This window comes from Thalassospira sp. MCCC 1A03138, from assembly GCF_002115785.1.
Classification (GTDB): Bacteria; Pseudomonadota; Alphaproteobacteria; order Rhodospirillales; family Thalassospiraceae; genus Thalassospira.
In genome coordinates this window covers 48,439-65,408 of sequence record NZ_JFJY01000001.1, presented here as the reverse complement: position 1 = coordinate 65,408, position 16,970 = coordinate 48,439, and the positions used below count along the sequence as shown (strand labels likewise).

Genomic DNA, 16,970 nt, shown 5'->3' with positions numbered 1-16,970 from the left:
CACGCTGATCAATTGGCTGGGCTGCCTTGCGCTTGTCGCTGTTGGCGAATGGCCCAACCCATGATATCAGCGGGCACAAATTTCAGGTGGCGGCAGGCAATCCTGCCGTCATCGCCTTTTTTATCGTATGGTGTTTGCTTGAGTTCCCATATCGGGACAGGAACATCACACTCAGACAGGTTGGACATTCGTTTTGAAACCCGGTGCACGTATCGCGGCTGTCATTGAACTTTATGACGGCTGGACCCAGACCAGAGACGACGCAGACCGCGTCATTTCCGGCTATTTTGGCAATCGCCGTTATATCGGTGGTGGCGATCGTCGCGAGATCAGCGAACGTTTCTATAACCTGATCCGCCATCAGGCGCGTCTAGGCTGGTGGCTTGCCGAATGCGGATATGAGTTTCAGGACGGTCGTGCGCGCATGATCGCCGAACTGGTCTTGCAGGACAAACGCAAGGCCGAAGACATTTCAAACATGTTCAATGGTGAAGAGTTCTGCCCGAACCCGCTGCATCCGGCAGAAAATCATCTGATCAACAAGCTGACCGGCAAGACGCTTGATCATGACGGACAGCCAGGTGCGGTCAAAACCGAATTGCCGAAATGGCTTTATGCCGAACTGCTGAAACTCCATCACGAAAACCTTCCGGCTGAAATGGCGGCCTATAATCAGCCCGCCAAACTTGATCTGCGCGTTAACCGCCTTCAGGGCACGGTTGAAGACGCAATCAAATCGCTTGAAGCCGATGGCATCCACAATATCGAAAGAACGCCTTATGCGCCCAACGGCCTGCGTCTGCCGCTTGGTGTGAATATGCTGGTTACGGCGGCCTATAAGGATGGCTTGATCGAAATCCAGGACGAGGCATCGCAGATTTGCGTGCGGCTGGTCGATGCCAAGCCGGGCATGCATATCCTTGATATGTGTGCGGGCGGTGGCGGCAAGACGCTTGGCATGGCATCCGACATGCGCGGCAAGGGCCGTATCCTTGCCTGCGATACCCATGGCGGTCGTCTGGATAATTCGCGCAAACGTGCCAAACGTGCCGGTGCCGGGGACTGCATCCAGCAGCGCATCATTTCCGATGAACGTGATAGCTGGCTTCGCAATAAGTCCGGCTTCTTTGACCGTGTTCTGCTTGATGTTCCCTGTTCGGGGCTTGGCACCCTGCGCCGCAACCCGGCGCTGCGCTGGCGCATCGGGCAGCGCGATATTCGCACGCTGATGGCAAACCAAAGCAAGATTTTGAAGGCCGGTGCGGCAAAGGTCACCAAGGGCGGGCGTCTGATTTACGCGACCTGTTCGATCATGCCCGAAGAAAACGAACGCCTGATCGAAACCTTCATGCGTGATCGCAAGGATTTCCGACCGGTCCCGATCAGTGAAATCTGGCCCGACGCCCCGAAATCCGTTCCGGTCCCCGGTGGCAAGGACAAGCCGTGGCTTCGCCTGTCCCCGAACGAGCATGGCACGGACGGTTTCTTTGTTGCGGTGTTTGAACGCACAGCCAAAGGCAAGGTGAAATAATGACAATGGCGGCCATGGTCATCGCAAACAACCCGATGTCCGATGCCGCCCTTGGTCTGCTTGCAAACTGTAAAATTGCGGCAAGAAAAATGGCCCTGTCCCGAATGGGGACAGGGCCAGTTCTTTTCACAAGTGCATTTTACCGTGAACGCTATGTGAAGATTGGATCTTCCACAGTTTACCCGGCCGGTTTTTTATTCCGTCTTGGGGGCAGCTTCCCCACCGGTGGTGCCGCCATCATCCTGCGGCATCAGTTCCAGCGGGCTGCTATCTTCGCCTGCATTGCCATCAAGACCCTTCATGCCCGGAACTTCCTGATTGTCGTCCGGCAGGACGGTGTTCGGCGCTTCGCCGGTTTCGGCCGCCGGGGCATCAGGTGCCGGGGTCATGGTATCGCTGTTCTCTGTACCGGTTTCAGTGCCAAACAGCGACGCCGGGTTATTGCTCTCGGACTGGGTCATTGCAATGGCCGTTGCCGCACCAGCGACCAGAAGAAGGCCAGCGACGGCAAGCGCGATTTTACTGCCTTTGTTCTGTGTCATTTGTCTGTGTCCCTTTGCATGGTCAAACTTGATTTGCTCATGATTTCTAATTCTGTCGGACGCGGTTATCTCCGTGCTCCGTTGGAAATCAAGTTACAGACGCATTGCGCAGGAAAAAGGGACCAATTGTGCTCTTTTCGGGGGCGTTCCGGCAGGAAAAGGCCGCAATTGTCCCCAAATGCCGGAATTCGGCATCAGAATTTCATGAATGCATCCCAAGGTAACCGTTTGCGCCGGGTTGCCGAGACGGATGGTTTGGCGTATGTACGGCGCAACCCCATACTCGACGGAGATACGGCCCGATGACAGATCGCGTGCTGATTATTGATTTTGGATCGCAGGTCACCCAGCTGATTGCACGCCGCGTGCGCGAAAGCGGTGTCTATAGCGAAATCCACCCCTTCAACAATGTCTCGGATGCTTTCCTTGACGAATATGCGCCCAAGGCCGTGATCCTGTCTGGTGGCCCGGCATCGGTCCATTGGGACAAGGCACCCTCGGCCCCGGCAAAGGTCTTTGAACTTGGCGTGCCGGTGCTTGGCATCTGCTATGGTCAGCAGACCATGGTCAACCAGCTTGGCGGCAAGGTTGCGACGTCCGATCACCGCGAATTCGGTCGTGCCTTTGTTGATGTGATCGAAGACTGCGCGCTGTTCACCGGCATCTGGGCCGAAGGTGCACGCGAACAGGTCTGGATGAGCCACGGTGACCGCGTCGATGCCCTTCCTGACGGGTTCCGAGTTGTTGGCAAATCCGAAGGCGCACCGTTTGCCGCCATCGCCAACGACGAAAAGAAATTCTACGCCGTGCAGTTCCACCCCGAAGTGGTCCACACCCCGCATGGCGCGCAGCTGCTTAAGAACTTCACGCACGGTGTTGCCGGTTGCTCTGGCGACTGGACGATGAACGCCTATAAAGACGACGCAATCGCCAAAATCCGCAAGCAGGTTGGTGATGGCAAGGTCATTTGCGGTCTTTCGGGCGGCGTTGACAGCTCCGTCACCGCGGTTCTGATCTACGAAGCGATTGGCGATCAGCTGACCTGCGTGTTCGTTGATCATGGTTTCATGCGCTCGGGCGAGGCTGATCAGGTCGTCACCCTGTTCCGTGACCATTACAACATTCCGCTGGTCCATGTTGATGCGTCCGAAACCTTCATCGGTGCGATCGAAGGCGAAATTGATCCGGAAACCAAACGCAAAACCATTGGTCGCCTGTTCATCGAAGTGTTCGAAGAAGAAGCTAGGAAAATCGGCGGTGCTGATTTCCTTGCTCAGGGGACCCTTTACCCGGACGTCATCGAAAGCGTGTCTTTCACCGGCGGCCCGTCGGTCACCATCAAGTCACATCACAATGTTGGCGGTCTTCCGGAACGCATGAATATGCAACTGGTCGAACCGCTGCGCGAATTGTTCAAGGACGAAGTCCGTGACCTTGGTCGTGAACTGGGTCTGCCCGACAGCTTTGTCGGCCGTCACCCGTTCCCTGGACCGGGCCTTGCCATTCGTATCCCCGGCCAGCCGATCACGCGCGAAAAGCTAGATATCCTGCGCAAGGCCGATGCGATCTATCTCGAAGAAATCCGTAATGCCGGTCTCTATGACGCCATCTGGCAGGCCTTCGCGGTGCTGCTGCCGGTCCGTACCGTTGGTGTGATGGGCGATGGTCGTACCTATGACTATGCCTGTGCGCTCCGCGCGGTCACCTCGACCGACGGCATGACCGCCGACTTCTTCGCCTTCCCGCCGGAACTGCTTGGCCGCATCGCCAACCGGATCATCAACGAGGTCAACGGTATCAACCGCGTCACTTATGACTACACCTCGAAACCACCGGGAACGATCGAGTGGGAATAAGTTTTCCGATCACCGGAAACAACAAACGGCGCGTCCATTGGACGCGCCGTTTTGCTTTGGGCTGTTCTAATAGCCCGGCCCATCCGAGCCGCAATCCCCTGTCGAATTGCATGCATTCGATAAAACCTGCTGAACGCTGCGTTGCCAGTTAAAGGTCAGGCAGGAAGATAGCGACAGGGTCGCAAATAGTGCGGCGATAAGGGCAAGGTGGCGCATGGTGGCCCCCGTTTCCTTTGGATGGTTCAAGCCGGTATCAGACGACGACATTATACCAGAACCCGGTCGCAATGTCGTCGGCGCAGAGTTTACAGGGCGAAGCCCGCAATCAGATCTTTTTGACGAATTCGGATTTAAGCTTCATCGGGCCAAATCCGTCGATCTTGCAATCGATATTGTGATCGCCTTCGACAAGGCGGATATTCTTGACCTTGGTGCCGACCTTAAGCGGTTGTGACGCACCCTTGACCTTCAGATCCTTGATGATCGAAACCGTATCGCCATCGGCAAGGATATTGCCATTGGCATCCTTGTATTCGGTTTCGTCTCCGCCTGCTGTGGTTTGCTGCGACCATTCATGGGCGCATTCCGGGCAAATCAGCAATTCGCCATCTTCGTAGGTATAGGGCGACTGGCATTTGGGGCAGGGGGGTAACGTGCTCACGGCAGATCCTTGGGTAAAAGCGTTAAGTCATGACCCTACCCGTTCCGGTTTGGCCGCCTATCTCGTAACGCCCGAAACCCGACTTGTCGAGAGTTTGCGCCGACAATTACGACCAGAATAATTGCAAGGCAAAGACAAGCATCGCAAACAGGCTGACAAAATAGGCAATGGATCGCACGCCATTGATCCCCGGAACGCGCGTGATCCCGGCAAAATAGAACCCGGCATGGGCAAGGCGGGCGATGGTAAAGACAACCGCGCAAGCCACGGTGACAGTGTTTGAAATACCGATGGCGTGCGCGACCAGAGCGATGATCGCAAACGGCACCAGATTTTCCAGATGGTTCTGATGGGCACGAAGGCCGCGCGCGGCCAAGCCCTGCCGTTCGGGCAGGTTGTCGCGATTGCCCATCAGGCGTTTGCCACCGACCTGCCTGCCATAGGACCAGTTGTAAACCCACGGAAATGCAAGGCAGAAAAGAGCATTGAGGACGAGAAGGGCAAGTTCGATTGGCAAGGAAATACCTTTGAGTGGTGGCGTTTCCCTGCCATACGCAGGAAGAAGGGAAAGCGATCACACTTTTGCGCAATGAAGCTTGCACATTCAGCCAAAGGTGATCGCCTGTAATTGCTTATTCTTCGGCAGCCTTGCGAAGGGCCGGAAGCCCGACACCAGCCGTTTCAAACCCGCCATCGGCGGCGATCACCTGACCGGTAACGTAGCTCGCTTTGTCGGAGCACAAAAACGCAATCACTTCGGCGATTTCGCGTTCGCTGCCATACCGGCCAAGCGGCATGGCATCAAGATAGGCTGATATGATTTCCTGCGAATGCACGGCCATGGCAAGCTTGGTTTTGACCGGGCCGGGGCAGACGCAATTGGCCCGGACACCAAAATCACCAAGCTCGATCGCCTGCTGTTTGGTCATGTGAATGACAGCCGCCTTCGATGTGCCATAGGCCACCCGGAGGGTTGATGCCCGAAGCCCGGAAATCGAGCCGATATTGACAATCGCGCCCTTGGTCTGCTTGAGCGCTGGGATTGCCGCCTGCGAAACAAGAAAGGTCCCGTCAAGGTTGGTTTCCATGATCCGGCGCCACGCGCTAAAATCGGTTTCACCAATTGGCAGGAAATCGGCAACCCCGGCATTATTGACAACCGCATCGATCTGTCCGAATTCGGTCAGGACCTCGTCGATCATCAGATCGACCTGCTCTGGGATCGATACGTCACATTCAAATGCCTTGGCATTTGCGATATCGCGACATGCGTTGCGAAGTTCCGCGCTGTCGCGATCAATCATCGCAACCTGCCAGCCCTGTTCAATAAAAAGATGTGTGGTGGCAAGTCCGATGCCGCGCGCGGCACCTGTTACGAGGGCAACCTTGTTTTCCATTCACGTCTTCCCTGATAACAGCCGTTAAACAGGCTGCTTTGTTTCTTATGAAGGACGGCCCCGTGTTAACCGGGCCGTCATGATCACAAGAGCTTACAGGTCGTCGGCAACGAATTCCAGAAGATCACCGGGTTGGCAATCAAGTTCCCGGCAAATCGCGGCAAGTGTTTCAAACCGCACCCCCCGCACCTTACCCGATTTCAGAAGCGACAGGTTCTGTTCGCTCACCCCGATCCGCGCAGCGAGGTCCTTGGACTTCATCTTTCGCAGGGCAAGCATCACGTCAAGCCGGACAATGATCGCCATCAGACGAAGCTCCTGTTCTCGTCCTCGATCCGGGTGGCTTCACCCAGTACCCACGCAATCACCAAAAGCAACCCACCCAGAAACAGGGTGCTGGCCTCGGCATCACTGAGCCCGATAGACAACATCCTTTCGCCTTCAGGACGGGTTATGGTTGCCAGTACGGATGTCAGTGCGCCTGAAAGCGGCTTGATCAGGGTTTGCGCCATAAGGGCCACGGAAAATGCTTTCAGATGGGCAATCGGGGCAGGCTGGAAAATATGGTTTTCGGCAAAGGACAGGAACATCTTGCGCAATCGCCAAAGCCCATAGGCCATAACAAGTGTCGGCAGCATCATCGATGCCATCACGGCATATTTCTGCCATCCGGAAAGGGCGCGCAATTCTTCAATGCTGATGGTCATCTGGCTGGCGCTGGTATCAATCCAGCCATCGACATGCCATATCAGCGGCACGAGACAGATTTCGAAAACAACGCCGATAAGGCACACCCAGCCAAGAATGCGGCTGACGGTGCGGACATTTTTCAGGGTGTCGGACATGATGGGGCTCCATCCGGAAACAATCGGGGGACATTTTAATGACGAATCAAGTTTATTAATTAAAGTAAAACATGAATTTTTTATCGAAATGAGTCAATCCGGATTTTTGCCCGTAGTCGCGCTTTGATCGTCAGGCGGGTGATGCCCGGCCAAAATTCAGACAAAAAAATGCAGCCGGGGCGGTTGAAACACCCGGCTGCAGGAGGAATGGCGGGGAGGGGAGGGAAACCCGCCAGGGAAGAGAGGGAGACGAAAAAGTCTGGCTGCTTCCAGCGCGGCGTCGTTAATGCCGTTTGGAAGAGATCATCGCGTCCCACGCACCTTGCAAACGTTGTTTGGCTTCACGAAAACGCTGCAGGGATTCTTGCGGGATATCACCGCTATGATCCTTGATCTCGCTCCAGGCGGCATCCATGTCATCCCACGCCTGAACAACCTCGCTTGGCAGTTGTTCAAGCCCGGCTTCGGATTCCTTGCAATGGGCCGCAAGGCCGAATTCCCAATCCTTGAATTCCTGATGGAGCTTGGCGTGCTCCGGAAGGGGACGGGCTGTCATGGGAGCCTCCTTTTGCTTTTCCAGACAGGTTCAATCTGGCGTGTAATCATGTCATCGATTTGCAATGAAAAGGCGATTTTGGGGCATTTGGGTTGCCGGACCTGAAACCGGTCATTTACCCACCATGTTGTCCCATGCCTTTTCAAGCTTTGCAGTTGCCTTGTGGAATTGCTGCGCGGTGGCGTTGCTTGCGCTTTCACCCTCGGATTTAAGCTTTTCCCAAGCCTCGTTCATTTCGTCATATGGGCCGGAAACTTCCTTGGGCAGGTTGCCGACCTGCATGTTGTTGTCCTTGCAATAACCGGCAACATTCTTTTCCCAGCTATCGCGCGACTGCTGCAGATTAAAAAGATCAAGTGCAGTTTGCTCTTGCATCGCTGTTTCTCCTCGGTTTCAGGGGCACATTTGATGGTGTCTTGTCCATGAAACGCCTCCTCATGGCCGGGGTTCCATGGCAACCGCGATCAAGTCCCCTTGCCAAGTCATTCAGGGCATGGAAAATAGGGGCATGTCACAAAGCAAAACAAATTCCCGCAAAGTCGAAATTGCCCCGACGCGTCCCGTGATAGCTCGGGATGAAAACGGCGACGATTGTCAGGAATGCGATACAGCCGCACGTCTTGGCCTTTCCACCGAACAGGGGGAAGCCGTAACGCGTGACGCGTCGCGTGCGACCGGTCATAACCTGTCGCTGCCCGATATCGAGGCGGCGGCAAAAATCTTTGCGCTTTTGGGGGATGCCGGGCGGTTGCAGCTTGTTCTGCGCTGCATGGAAAAACCGCAAACCGTCGGCGAACTGGCCGAGGCATCAGGCATGTCACAATCGCTTACCAGTCATCATCTGCGTCAGTTGCGCGATCAGCGCATTCTGGCATCGGAACGAAACGGGCGTCATATCTTCTATCAGATTGATGACGAACATATTTCCCGTGTTGTTCGGGACGTCTTTGCCCACGTCACGCACGATTAGGCCTTCTGCCCCGGGGTTTGGGGGCGGATCGACAATCGGGCGAATATGTTCGACGAATGATCACCCGGCCTGCGTGGTTTTCACATTGCACTTGCGCCAAATTACCGTCATAAACGAATGGCTTGGTTTTTCCCGCTCTGCTCGGGGTTGGGAAACGAAGAGGGAATTTGGAAAGCCGTCTGTTTGACGGCCAAAGCCAAAGCCGCCCCCGCGACTGTATGCGACGAGTGCCCGCCATCATACCACTTGCGAAAGCAGGGAAGGTCGGCGACGCATGAAGACCCGCAAGCCAGGAGACCTGCCAGGCATGGACCCGAACCGACTGTCGGGTGTGACAGCAAAGGAGATTTCTATGACCACGCAGACCGCGGCATTTGCCGCTTCGAAAAAATCCGTTCTTCTGCCGATCCTTGCCTGCGCCGTTTTCGGCCTTGCCGTTGTATTTGTCACCGGCCACGTTCAGGCGGACCTGCTTCATGACGCGGCACACGATGTGCGCCACGCGACCGGCTTCCCCTGCCACTAAGTCATGTTCACACGCATAGTAACCAGCGCGTTGTTCGCTGGTGCTGCAGCGGGGCTTATTGCGGCCCTGCTACAGCTGTATTTTGTGCAGCCCGTTTTGCTGCATGCGGAGCTGTATGAAACCGGTGCCCTTGTGCATTTCGGCGGTGACGCGGTTAGCGCGCATCAGGATGTCGGTGGCATTGATCCGCTGCGTGACGGGCTAAGCGTCCTGTTCACGATGCTGGTCTATACCGGGTATGCACTTATACTGGTGGCGGCCATGGCCTTTGCCGAAAACCGTGGTCATGTGGTGACGGCGCGCAATGGCATCATTTGGGGCATTGCCGGTTTTGTCATCGTGCATTTTGCACCGGGTTTCACCTTGGCACCAGAGGTGCCCGGTGTTGCCGCGGCCGATGTCTATGAACGGCAAATCTGGTGGTTTGCGACTGTGGCAACCGCGGCACTTGCGGTTTGGCTGATTGCCTTTGGCCGGAACTGGCTCGCGTGGGCGGCGGCGGTTGTTCTGCTTCTGGCGCCGCATGTTATCGGTGCACCGGAACCCGATCAGTTCACCGGTCCTGTGCCGACCGAACTTGGTGCGCTGTTTGCCGCGCGTGCCTTTGGTATCGGGGCGGTGGCCTGGGTATTGACCGGCTTGTTTGCCGGGCATTTCTGGCGGCGTGAAGCCGACCGGCAAGCGTAAACGCAATCACATTGATCAGGCGCGGTATATTCCGCGCCTGTTTTCTTTCATTGATTTGTCTGGATAAACGAAATGTCACGTTCACTAGCCCTTTTTGGGATCGGGCTTGTTTTTGGCGGCGGGATTGGCTTTCTGGTGGCGGCGGGCAATGGCATCACCCTTGATGGTCATGACCATTCCGATCCGCGCGCACATGGGGAAAGTGCCCATGGTAATATGCATGACACGATGAATGTCAGCGGTGCCCACGCCAGCCATGATGCCACCATTTCGCTGCCCGATGCCGTTGATGTGCCAAGATTTGATGTTGCCATTGCGCCCGATCCGGTCAGTGGCTGGAACCTGCATCTTTTGGTGCAGAATTTCCGTTTTGCCCCCGAACATGCCAGCAGTCCCCATATCCCGGGCGAGGGGCATGCCCATGTCTATGTTAACGGCACCAAGATTGCCCGCCTGTATGGCCCGTGGCTTCATATCGCAGATCTTCCGGCGGGCGATAACGAGGTCACGGTCACGCTGACGGCCAATGATCACAGCCAGCTTGCTGTTGGCGATAAACCGTTGCGTCAGACAATGACAGTTTCGGTTAAACCTTAATCAAAGTGCTGGAATACGGGCCTTAAGGCAAAATCGAAGACGTCCGCAGCCGCGTGCGTCTTCGATCCATCCATCCGGGGCGTTCAGATACGCCCGGCAGGTGGCAATGATATCATCAATATCACGATGTGCCGATAATCCGGCAAAAAGATAACTTGCCCGCCCGGTTCCCTGAAGTGCAACCGATGTCGGGTCGCTGCATGATCCCATGCAGTCAACCTGTGTGATTTCAAACGTTTCGGGCAATTCCGCCTGATCAAGTGCCGTACCTAACTGCCGCGCAAAACCATCCGCATCGACAAAATCCACCTTTGAGGCCGGATCAGCATCGGGTGCTGGTTGGCAGGTTTTGCAAATGACAATACGGGGCATCTGGCGGTTGGCCTTGGTTCTTAAATCGGGTGGTTACTATGGCCGCAGTGCTGGCGTAATTCATCAACTTTTTCGGGGTGTCGGGCATTGTGTGTGATAACATTCAAATCATGGTTTGAATGTTCTTGACTCCACAACATATGAATTGTTATTTGAATATAACGCATGAATGTAAATTTGAATGTTGGCGAGGTCCAGAATGTCCGTCATCGCAAAATGGGATCAGTTCCCGGCCATTGGAAATTGTGAAAGCTGCAAGTCATCGCTGATTGCGGCTCTGAACGACGCCGCGCCGGGGCAAAGCTTTATTGCTGCCGCCGATGGCCTGCACGCGCAATCCGAACTGAGTGGCAGGGAACAGGGCACGGTTGATGATGTGCTGGCCCGCCATCGTGATGGCGTTTCGCATCGTCATTGGGCCGTGTCGGGCATGGATTGCGGGTCCTGTGTGGCGAAAATCGAAACCGCGCTTTCCAAACGTGATGGCGTGCAATGTGTTGATGTATCGATGATGCGTGAAACGGTGACGCTGGGTCTTCGCGACGACAGTGCCGAAACGCGTTCCGATATCAGCACGATGCTGACCAAACTGGGTTATCCGGCAAAGGAAAAGGTAATTCCGGGGGCGGCGAAATCATCCGAAGCCGCTTGCTGCGCTGGCGGTTCCTGTGGTTCTGCCAATCCGGCTGCGACGGATAATGCCGCGTCGGAAGATACCGATGCCGATGACAAATCCCTTCTGCGCAAACTGGCCCCCTGGCCGGAAGCCGGGGACGAAATTGCATGGGCGGCGGTCTGGCTTATGCTGGGCGGGCTGGTTGGCTGGCTGGTTCCGGTCACCGATGCTTATGCCATGTCCATTGCCTCTATCATCGCGGCATTGCCGGTGATGAGAACGGCGTTCCGTCTGGCGGCAAGCGGCGCATTCTTTTCCATCGAACTGTTGATGAGTGTCGCGGTTCTTGGCGCTGTTGCGATCGGCGAAAGTCTTGAAGCCGGTATGGTCGTCCTGCTGTTTGCGATTGGCGAAAGCCTTGAAGGTGTTGCCGCGGGGCGGGCACGCAGCGGGGTTAAATCGCTGATGAAACTGGCCCCGGAAACCGCAAGGCGGATTTCGGCATCGGGTAATGTGTTTGAAACGGTCGCCCCGTCCGCGCTTGCACTGAATGATATTGTCGAAGTTCGCCCAGGCGAACGTATTCCGGCCGACGGTGTCCTGACCGACGGGGCCGCCGAAATTGACAACAGCCACCTGACCGGTGAATCCGTGCCCGTCCCGTCTGAACCGGGGGACGAGGTTTTTGCCGGTGCCATTGTCACCGATCGGCCCGTACGCCTGCGTGTGACCCGTGCGGCGGGGCAAACCATGCTGGATCGCGTGATCGAGCTGGTTGAACAAAGCGAAAAGCACAAGGCACCGGTCGAGCGTTTCGTGGCCAAATTCGCTCGTATCTATACGCCAATCATAATGGCGCTTGCCGCCCTGACGGTCGTCATTCCGCCGGTCCTGTTCGGGCAGGGTTGGGAAGAATGGATCTATCGCGGATTGGCCCTGCTTTTGATCGGTTGCCCCTGTGCGCTGGTGATCTCCACCCCGGCGGCGGTCACGTCGGCGCTGGCCCGTGCGGCCAGAATTGGTCTGCTGGTTAAAGGCGGTGCCGCGCTTGAGGCCATCGGGGCGGTTCGTACCATGGCGTTTGATAAAACCGGCACGCTGACCGAAGGCAAGCCGAAGCTGACTGCAATAATGTCGGTGGGCGATATGGACGAGGACCGGCTGCTTGCGATTGCTGCTGCGCTTGAAACCGTGACCTCCCACCCGCTGGCAAAGGCGGTGGTTCATGCCGCGACGGAACAGAAACTTGACCTGCCGGAAATCACCGATGCGCGCACCATTGCCGGTGCCGGGGTCGAAGCCCGGATTGATGGCACGCTTTATCGCGTCGGGGCGGCCAAACGCCTTGATATCAAACCGGCTGCCGAAGTTGCCGATTGGCTTGCCGCGCAGGAAGACGCCGGCAGCACGGCCGTTGTAGTCCTGCGCGATGGGGATGTCATTGGCGCACTTGCGCTGCGGGATACCGCGCGTGCGGATGCCCGGGATGCGCTTGCCAAGCTGAACGCCTTGGGCATCAGTCCGGTGATGCTGACGGGCGATGCTGAACGCGTTGCCAAACGCATGGCGGGTGAGCTTGGTATGGAATACCGGGCGCAGCTTCTGCCCGAAGACAAGCTGAACGTGCTGGCTGATTTGCGCAATGATCCGGCGCGGAAGGGGCCGATTGCCATGGTTGGTGATGGTATCAACGACGCCCCGGCGCTGAAATCGGCTGATGTCGGCATCGCCATTGGCGGGGGCACCGACATTGCCCTTGAGGCTGCCGACGCGGTGGCGGTTAAGGACCGACTGTCGGATGTCGTTAATCTGGTAAAGCTGTCCCGCACCACGCGCCGCGTAATCCGCGAAAACATCGGGCTGGCACTGGGGCTTAAGGCTGTCTTTCTGGTCACCAGCATCACCGGTCTGACGGGACTTTGGTTGGCGGTGATGGCCGATACCGGTGCAACCGTTCTGGTGACACTTAACAGTCTTCGTCTGCTGATCGCGCTGCACAACCGCTGATCTCCCAGCCGCGCAAGCTACTCCAGAAAATTATCGAAAGTCGGCCGCTATTGCATCTCGTGATAGCGGCCGAATTCTTTTTTGCTACCTCGCGCGCGGCGACTCCCGATCTTCTCCGTGTTCGTGTTCGCCGTTTCGCGCAGAAATACTCGGAAAACGCCCTGCTCTGACGGGATGTGCAGGTCATCACTTCCATAAAAGTCCTCACATCAGATCGTCCGGGTGCCGGGGTCACTACATTTCGAAAGCCAAGGAAAACTGCGGGTTTCGCAAAAGAGAATTGACATGGCTAGATTTTGGTTTCAAGTTAAATCCGTAACAACGATATTAATTCCGGTATAACGGAATTAACCGGGACTCATCAAAAACGGTTGGCTCTTTTCATCAGTGGAGACAAACATGACCTTCTTAAAAACAATCGCAGTCGCGGCGCTTATGACCGCAACTGCCGGATCGGCCATTGCACAGGAAGCCAGCAAGCTCCAGCAGGTCCTTGACCGCGGTTACCTGATTTTGGGGACCGGCTCGACCAACCCGCCATGGCACTTCATTGACTCGGATAACAAGCTTAAGGGCTTTGACGTTGATATGGGCCGCCTTGTCGCCAAGGCCCTGTTTGGCGATCCCGATAAAATCGAATATGTCCAGCAATCCGGCGATGCCCGCATCCCGAACCTTGTGACCGACAAGGTCGATCTGGCCTGCCAGTTCATGACGGTTACCGCCGAACGCGCCCAGCAGATCGAATTCACGATCCCCTATTACCGTGAAGGCGTTGGTCTGTTGCAGATGGAAGGTGGCGAGTACGCCGATTACGAGGCGCTCAAAGCTGCCGGATCGGATGTTACCGTTGCCGTTCTTCAGAACGTCTACGCCGAAGAAATGGTTCACGCTGCCCTGCCAGAGGCAGAAGTTGATCAGTATGACAGTGTCGATCTGATGTATCAGGCGCTTAATTCCGGGCGTGCCGATGCCGCCGCAACTGATCAGTCGGCATTGCGCTGGTTCATGGTCAAAAACCCGGGCCGTTACCATGACGCCGGATATGGCTGGAACCCGCAAAGCTATTCCTGTGGCGTGAAGCCGGGCGATCAGCGTTGGCTGAACTTTGTAAACACGGTTCTGCACGAAGGCATGACCGGTGTTGAATTCCCGTTCTACGCCGACAGCTTCAAAACCTGGTTCGGCACGGAACTGTCGGTGCCGCAGATCGGCTTCCCCGTCGAATACAAATAACCTAGCAGCATCCGGGAAGAACCGTTTTGAACTACGATTTCAATTTCAGCGTCATCTGGCGCAATTGGGAGCTGCTGGCGCAAGGGCTTGGCCTTGGCTTGTTCCTTGCCCTTGTTTCGATTGCAATCGGTTGCGGGATAGGGCTTCTGGCGGCTTTCGGGATGCTGTCCCGTCATCGGGTTTTACGCTGGATCGCAGTGGCTTATGTCTCTGCGATCCGCAATACTCCGATCCTTGTCCTGATCCTGTTTTGCTATTTCGCATTGCCTCAGCTTGGCATTGCGCTTGATAAAATACCGTCCTTCATTTTCACGCTGTCGATTTATGCCGGTGCCTATCTGGCGGAAGTTTTCCGTTCGGGCCTTGTGGCATTGCCAAAGGGCCTGCGCGAAGCCGGGCTTGCCATCGGTCTGACGGAACTGAAAATCAAAATCCACATCATCATTCCGGTGATGTTGCGCAATGTGTTGCCGTCGCTTTCGAACAACTTCATTTCGCTGTTCAAGGACACGTCGCTTGCGGCCGCCATCGCGGTTCCCGAACTGACGTTTTATGCGCGCAAGATCAATGTCGAAAGTTTCCGTGTGATTGAAACATGGATGGTTGCGTCACTGATTTACGTGGTGGCCTGCTATGTCATCGCGTGGTTCCTGCGCCAGCTTGAACAACGTCTTGCGGTTCCGCGCTGAAAGGCTTTCACATGAATTTTTCTCTTTTCCTGACCGAATTGTGGAATGCCCGGATGAACCTGCTGGCCGGGCTTGGCGATACGGTTCTGATTTCCGTCGCATCCGTGCTGCTTGGAACGTTCCTGGGCGTTTTCGTTGGTCTGGCGATGACATATGGCAATAAGCCGACCCGGTTTGGGGTGCGCCTTTATATCGACTTCCTGCGCGGTACGCCGGTTTTCGTTCTGATCCTTGCCTGTTTTTATATTCTTTCGGTTGTCGGGCTGGATCTTAGTGCGTTTCAGGCTGGTGTGCTTGCGCTGACGATGTTCTGTTCGTCCCATGTCGGGGAAATTGTTCGTGGTGCGTTAAAGGCAATCCCGGCCGGTCAAACCGAAGCTGCCAAGTCAATCGGGCTGACTTTCGGGCAAACCTTTGCCTATGTCCTGCTGCCCCAGGCCCTGCGCCAGATACTGCCGACCTGGGTCAATACCGCGACCGAAATCGTCAAGGCATCGACACTGCTGTCGATCATTGGTGTGGTTGAATTGCTGTTGGCAACCCAGCAGGTCATTTCGCGGACCTATCTCAGCCTCGAATTCTATCTCTTCGTTGGTTTCGTCTATTTCATTCTGAACTTCCTGATCGAACAGGCCGGCCGTGCTGTCGAACGCCGCATCTCGATCCCATAATGAGGCAGCCATGTCCCCCATTCTGACAATTACCGATCTTCACAAAAGTTTTGGTGATCTCGAAGTCCTCAAGGGCATCGATATGACCATGCAAAAGGGTGATGTCGTCTCGCTGATCGGATCATCGGGTTCGGGCAAGACAACCCTGTTGCGCTGTGTGAACCTGCTTGAAGATTTCGAACGCGGTTCCATCGAACTCGACGGCGAAGCCATCGGCTACAGACACGAAGGTAGCGAACGCCGCCGCCTTTCCGAACGTCATATTGCGCGTCAACGCGCCATGACCGGCATGGCGTTTCAGCAGTTCAACCTGTTTCCGCATATGACCGCCATTCGCAATGTCATGCTGGGTTTGACCAAGACCAAGAAAATGGCAAAGGACGAAGCCTATGCCATTGCCGAAAAATGGCTTGAACGGGTTGGCATGATTGAACGACGTGATCATTTCCCCGGTCAGTTGTCAGGTGGACAGCAGCAGCGTGTCGCGATTGCCCGCGCGATTGCGATGAACCCGCGCATCATGCTGTTTGACGAAGTGACATCCGCCCTTGATCCGGAACTGGTCAAGGAAGTTCTGGCCGTTGTCCGCGATCTTGCCGACGACGGAATGACCATGCTGCTTGTCACCCATGAAATGCGCTTTGCCCGCGATGTTTCAAGCAAGGTCGTGTTTATGCATCACGGCCGTATCCACGAAGAAGGTCCCCCCGAACAGATTTTCGGCGCACCGGAAACAGACCGGTTGCGGGGCTTTCTTGCAAATTCTGAAATGTGATTGAAGACCAGGAGATATTGGATGACCATCAAAAGACACGGTGTCGGTGAAGCAAAAGGAAACGGTCAGAAGGCACTGCCTTTTGCAAAGGCTACGGAAGCCGATGGATGGCTTTACGTGTCCGGACAAACGCCGATGCGTGATGGCGAAGTCGTTGGAAACGGGATTGTCGAGCAGTCCCGTATCGCTATCGAAAACATGCTGAAAATCGTCGAGGATGCCGGATATAGCGCAAGCGATATCATGCGCATTGGCGTCTGGCTTGATGATGCCCGTGATTTCTGGAGCTTCAACGGCGTCTTTCAGGAATATTTCGGCGATCATCCGCCTGCGCGCGCTTGCGTTCAGTCTTCAATGGTGGTGGATTGCAAGGTCGAGGTCGACTGCATTGCCTTTCGCAAGGCATAAGAACCTCTATCCAAAGAACTGATCGCTA

22 protein-coding genes and 1 riboswitch are annotated in these 16,970 nt (G+C 55.7%); of the genes, 12 read left to right on the top strand and 10 right to left on the bottom strand.

Features of this window, described 5'->3' with window-relative positions:
- Positions 1 to 193: 193 nt before the first annotated feature.
- Positions 194 to 1,531, top strand: coding sequence for an RsmB/NOP family class I SAM-dependent RNA methyltransferase (locus TH468_RS00360; RefSeq protein WP_085641745.1), 1,338 nt, complete (start codon positions 194 to 196; stop codon positions 1,529 to 1,531).
- Positions 1,532 to 1,725: 194 nt separating this feature from the next.
- Here TH468_RS00360 and TH468_RS00355 read toward each other — a convergent pair whose 3' ends face one another.
- Positions 1,726 to 2,073 carry a hypothetical protein gene (locus tag TH468_RS00355; protein WP_085641744.1) on the bottom strand — a complete coding sequence of 116 codons (348 nt, stop codon included), beginning with the start codon at positions 2,071 to 2,073 and terminating at the stop codon, positions 1,726 to 1,728.
- Positions 2,074 to 2,375: 302 nt separating this feature from the next.
- On the opposite strand from TH468_RS00355, the gene guaA reads away from it, so the two are divergent.
- Complete coding sequence (guaA, locus tag TH468_RS00350) at positions 2,376 to 3,929, top strand: glutamine-hydrolyzing GMP synthase (protein ID WP_085641743.1); 1,554 nt, start codon at positions 2,376 to 2,378, stop codon at positions 3,927 to 3,929.
- A 66-nt stretch (positions 3,930 to 3,995) separates the two neighbouring features.
- On the opposite strand, the gene TH468_RS00345 is transcribed toward guaA, so the two are convergent.
- The 8 genes from TH468_RS00345 to TH468_RS00310 form a co-directional block, all read right to left on the bottom strand.
- Positions 3,996 to 4,196: a hypothetical protein gene (locus tag TH468_RS00345; protein WP_085641742.1), complete on the bottom strand. Its 201-nt coding sequence runs from the start codon at positions 4,194 to 4,196 to the stop codon at positions 3,996 to 3,998.
- 58 nt (positions 4,197 to 4,254) lie between these two features.
- Positions 4,255 to 4,590, bottom strand: a complete 336-nt coding sequence (locus TH468_RS00340; protein WP_085641741.1) for a zinc ribbon domain-containing protein YjdM — start codon at positions 4,588 to 4,590, stop codon at positions 4,255 to 4,257.
- A gap of 106 nt (positions 4,591 to 4,696) precedes the next feature.
- A complete protein-coding gene (locus TH468_RS00335; RefSeq protein WP_085641740.1) occupies positions 4,697 to 5,107 on the bottom strand; it encodes an MAPEG family protein in 411 nt (136 codons plus the stop codon).
- Between the two features lie 115 nt (positions 5,108 to 5,222).
- Positions 5,223 to 5,987 carry an SDR family NAD(P)-dependent oxidoreductase gene (locus TH468_RS00330; protein ID WP_085641739.1) on the bottom strand — a complete coding sequence of 255 codons (765 nt, stop codon included), beginning with the start codon at positions 5,985 to 5,987 and terminating at the stop codon, positions 5,223 to 5,225.
- A gap of 93 nt (positions 5,988 to 6,080) precedes the next feature.
- A complete protein-coding gene (locus tag TH468_RS00325; RefSeq protein ID WP_063093489.1) occupies positions 6,081 to 6,293 on the bottom strand; it encodes a helix-turn-helix transcriptional regulator in 213 nt (70 codons plus the stop codon).
- Positions 6,293 to 6,832, bottom strand: a complete 540-nt coding sequence (locus TH468_RS00320; protein WP_085641738.1) for a DUF2975 domain-containing protein — start codon at positions 6,830 to 6,832, stop codon at positions 6,293 to 6,295. Before TH468_RS00320 ends, TH468_RS00325 begins: the two co-directional genes overlap by 1 nt.
- 283 nt (positions 6,833 to 7,115) lie before the next feature.
- Entirely contained in the window at positions 7,116 to 7,388 is a 273-nt protein-coding gene (locus TH468_RS00315) for a hypothetical protein (protein ID WP_071240356.1), read from the bottom strand.
- Between the two features lie 111 nt (positions 7,389 to 7,499).
- Entirely contained in the window at positions 7,500 to 7,763 is a 264-nt protein-coding gene (locus TH468_RS00310; RefSeq protein ID WP_071240357.1) for a hypothetical protein, read from the bottom strand.
- Positions 7,764 to 7,896: 133 nt separating this feature from the next.
- Between TH468_RS00310 and TH468_RS00305 the strand changes: the two genes are divergently transcribed.
- The 4 genes from TH468_RS00305 (at position 7,897) to TH468_RS00290 (ending at position 10,168) form a co-directional block, all read left to right on the top strand.
- Positions 7,897 to 8,358 (top strand): helix-turn-helix transcriptional regulator, encoded by a 462-nt coding sequence (locus TH468_RS00305; RefSeq protein ID WP_071240358.1) that lies wholly within the window; start codon positions 7,897 to 7,899, stop codon positions 8,356 to 8,358.
- A gap of 106 nt (positions 8,359 to 8,464) precedes the next feature.
- A riboswitch (cobalamin riboswitch) is annotated at positions 8,465 to 8,679 on the top strand.
- Between the two features lie 31 nt (positions 8,680 to 8,710).
- Positions 8,711 to 8,884, top strand: a complete 174-nt coding sequence (locus TH468_RS00300) for a CbtB domain-containing protein (protein ID WP_071240359.1) — start codon at positions 8,711 to 8,713, stop codon at positions 8,882 to 8,884.
- A gap of 3 nt (positions 8,885 to 8,887) precedes the next feature.
- The gene (locus TH468_RS00295) at positions 8,888 to 9,571 is read left to right on the top strand and encodes a CbtA family protein (RefSeq protein ID WP_085641737.1); all 684 of its coding nucleotides are present in this window, start codon (positions 8,888 to 8,890) and stop codon (positions 9,569 to 9,571) included.
- Between the two features lie 72 nt (positions 9,572 to 9,643).
- Positions 9,644 to 10,168 carry a hypothetical protein gene (locus tag TH468_RS00290; protein ID WP_085641736.1) on the top strand — a complete coding sequence of 175 codons (525 nt, stop codon included), beginning with the start codon at positions 9,644 to 9,646 and terminating at the stop codon, positions 10,166 to 10,168.
- Here TH468_RS00290 and TH468_RS00285 read toward each other — a convergent pair whose 3' ends face one another.
- The gene (locus tag TH468_RS00285; protein WP_246832170.1) at positions 10,169 to 10,540 is read right to left on the bottom strand and encodes a DUF1636 domain-containing protein; all 372 of its coding nucleotides are present in this window, start codon (positions 10,538 to 10,540) and stop codon (positions 10,169 to 10,171) included.
- A gap of 199 nt (positions 10,541 to 10,739) precedes the next feature.
- Here TH468_RS00285 and TH468_RS00280 point away from each other — a divergent pair, with 199 nt between their 5' ends.
- From TH468_RS00280 to TH468_RS00255, 6 genes are all read left to right on the top strand, one after another.
- A complete protein-coding gene (locus TH468_RS00280; protein WP_085641735.1) occupies positions 10,740 to 13,163 on the top strand; it encodes a heavy metal translocating P-type ATPase in 2,424 nt (807 codons plus the stop codon).
- 399 nt (positions 13,164 to 13,562) lie between these two features.
- Positions 13,563 to 14,399, top strand: a complete 837-nt coding sequence (locus TH468_RS00275; RefSeq protein ID WP_085641734.1) for a transporter substrate-binding domain-containing protein — start codon at positions 13,563 to 13,565, stop codon at positions 14,397 to 14,399.
- A gap of 26 nt (positions 14,400 to 14,425) precedes the next feature.
- Positions 14,426 to 15,088 (top strand): amino acid ABC transporter permease, encoded by a 663-nt coding sequence (locus tag TH468_RS00270; protein WP_007090812.1) that lies wholly within the window; start codon positions 14,426 to 14,428, stop codon positions 15,086 to 15,088.
- Positions 15,089 to 15,099: 11 nt separating this feature from the next.
- The gene (locus tag TH468_RS00265; RefSeq protein ID WP_062952590.1) at positions 15,100 to 15,759 is read left to right on the top strand and encodes an amino acid ABC transporter permease; all 660 of its coding nucleotides are present in this window, start codon (positions 15,100 to 15,102) and stop codon (positions 15,757 to 15,759) included.
- Positions 15,760 to 15,769: 10 nt separating this feature from the next.
- Positions 15,770 to 16,534: an amino acid ABC transporter ATP-binding protein gene (locus TH468_RS00260; RefSeq protein ID WP_085641733.1), complete on the top strand. Its 765-nt coding sequence runs from the start codon at positions 15,770 to 15,772 to the stop codon at positions 16,532 to 16,534.
- Positions 16,535 to 16,555: 21 nt separating this feature from the next.
- Positions 16,556 to 16,942: a RidA family protein gene (locus tag TH468_RS00255; protein WP_082824806.1), complete on the top strand. Its 387-nt coding sequence runs from the start codon at positions 16,556 to 16,558 to the stop codon at positions 16,940 to 16,942.
- Positions 16,943 to 16,970: the final 28 nt, after the last annotated feature.

Excerpts from the sequence above, each read along its gene's own strand:
- TH468_RS00310 (WP_071240357.1), bottom strand. The coding sequence starts at position 7,763 with ATGCAAGAGCAAACTGCACTTGATCTTTTTAATCTGCAGCAGTCGCGC.
- TH468_RS00345 (WP_085641742.1), bottom strand. The coding sequence starts at position 4,196 with ATGTCGTCGTCTGATACCGGCTTGAACCATCCAAAGGAAACGGGGGCC.
- TH468_RS00320 (WP_085641738.1), bottom strand. The coding sequence starts at position 6,832 with ATGTCCGACACCCTGAAAAATGTCCGCACCGTCAGCCGCATTCTTGGC.
- TH468_RS00285 (WP_246832170.1), bottom strand. The coding sequence starts at position 10,540 with ATGCCCCGTATTGTCATTTGCAAAACCTGCCAACCAGCACCCGATGCT.
- TH468_RS00295 (WP_085641737.1), top strand. The coding sequence starts at position 8,888 with ATGTTCACACGCATAGTAACCAGCGCGTTGTTCGCTGGTGCTGCAGCG.
- TH468_RS00265 (WP_062952590.1), top strand. The coding sequence starts at position 15,100 with ATGAATTTTTCTCTTTTCCTGACCGAATTGTGGAATGCCCGGATGAAC.
- TH468_RS00330 (WP_085641739.1), bottom strand. The coding sequence starts at position 5,987 with ATGGAAAACAAGGTTGCCCTCGTAACAGGTGCCGCGCGCGGCATCGGA.
- TH468_RS00255 (WP_082824806.1), top strand. The coding sequence starts at position 16,556 with ATGACCATCAAAAGACACGGTGTCGGTGAAGCAAAAGGAAACGGTCAG.
- TH468_RS00305 (WP_071240358.1), top strand. The coding sequence starts at position 7,897 with ATGTCACAAAGCAAAACAAATTCCCGCAAAGTCGAAATTGCCCCGACG.
- TH468_RS00275 (WP_085641734.1), top strand. The coding sequence starts at position 13,563 with ATGACCTTCTTAAAAACAATCGCAGTCGCGGCGCTTATGACCGCAACT.
- TH468_RS00355 (WP_085641744.1), bottom strand. The coding sequence starts at position 2,073 with ATGACACAGAACAAAGGCAGTAAAATCGCGCTTGCCGTCGCTGGCCTT.
- TH468_RS00290 (WP_085641736.1), top strand. The coding sequence starts at position 9,644 with ATGTCACGTTCACTAGCCCTTTTTGGGATCGGGCTTGTTTTTGGCGGC.
- TH468_RS00315 (WP_071240356.1), bottom strand. The coding sequence starts at position 7,388 with ATGACAGCCCGTCCCCTTCCGGAGCACGCCAAGCTCCATCAGGAATTC.
- TH468_RS00280 (WP_085641735.1), top strand. The coding sequence starts at position 10,740 with ATGTCCGTCATCGCAAAATGGGATCAGTTCCCGGCCATTGGAAATTGT.
- TH468_RS00325 (WP_063093489.1), bottom strand. The coding sequence starts at position 6,293 with ATGGCGATCATTGTCCGGCTTGACGTGATGCTTGCCCTGCGAAAGATG.
- TH468_RS00300 (WP_071240359.1), top strand. The coding sequence starts at position 8,711 with ATGACCACGCAGACCGCGGCATTTGCCGCTTCGAAAAAATCCGTTCTT.
- TH468_RS00260 (WP_085641733.1), top strand. The coding sequence starts at position 15,770 with ATGTCCCCCATTCTGACAATTACCGATCTTCACAAAAGTTTTGGTGAT.
- guaA (WP_085641743.1), top strand. The coding sequence starts at position 2,376 with ATGACAGATCGCGTGCTGATTATTGATTTTGGATCGCAGGTCACCCAG.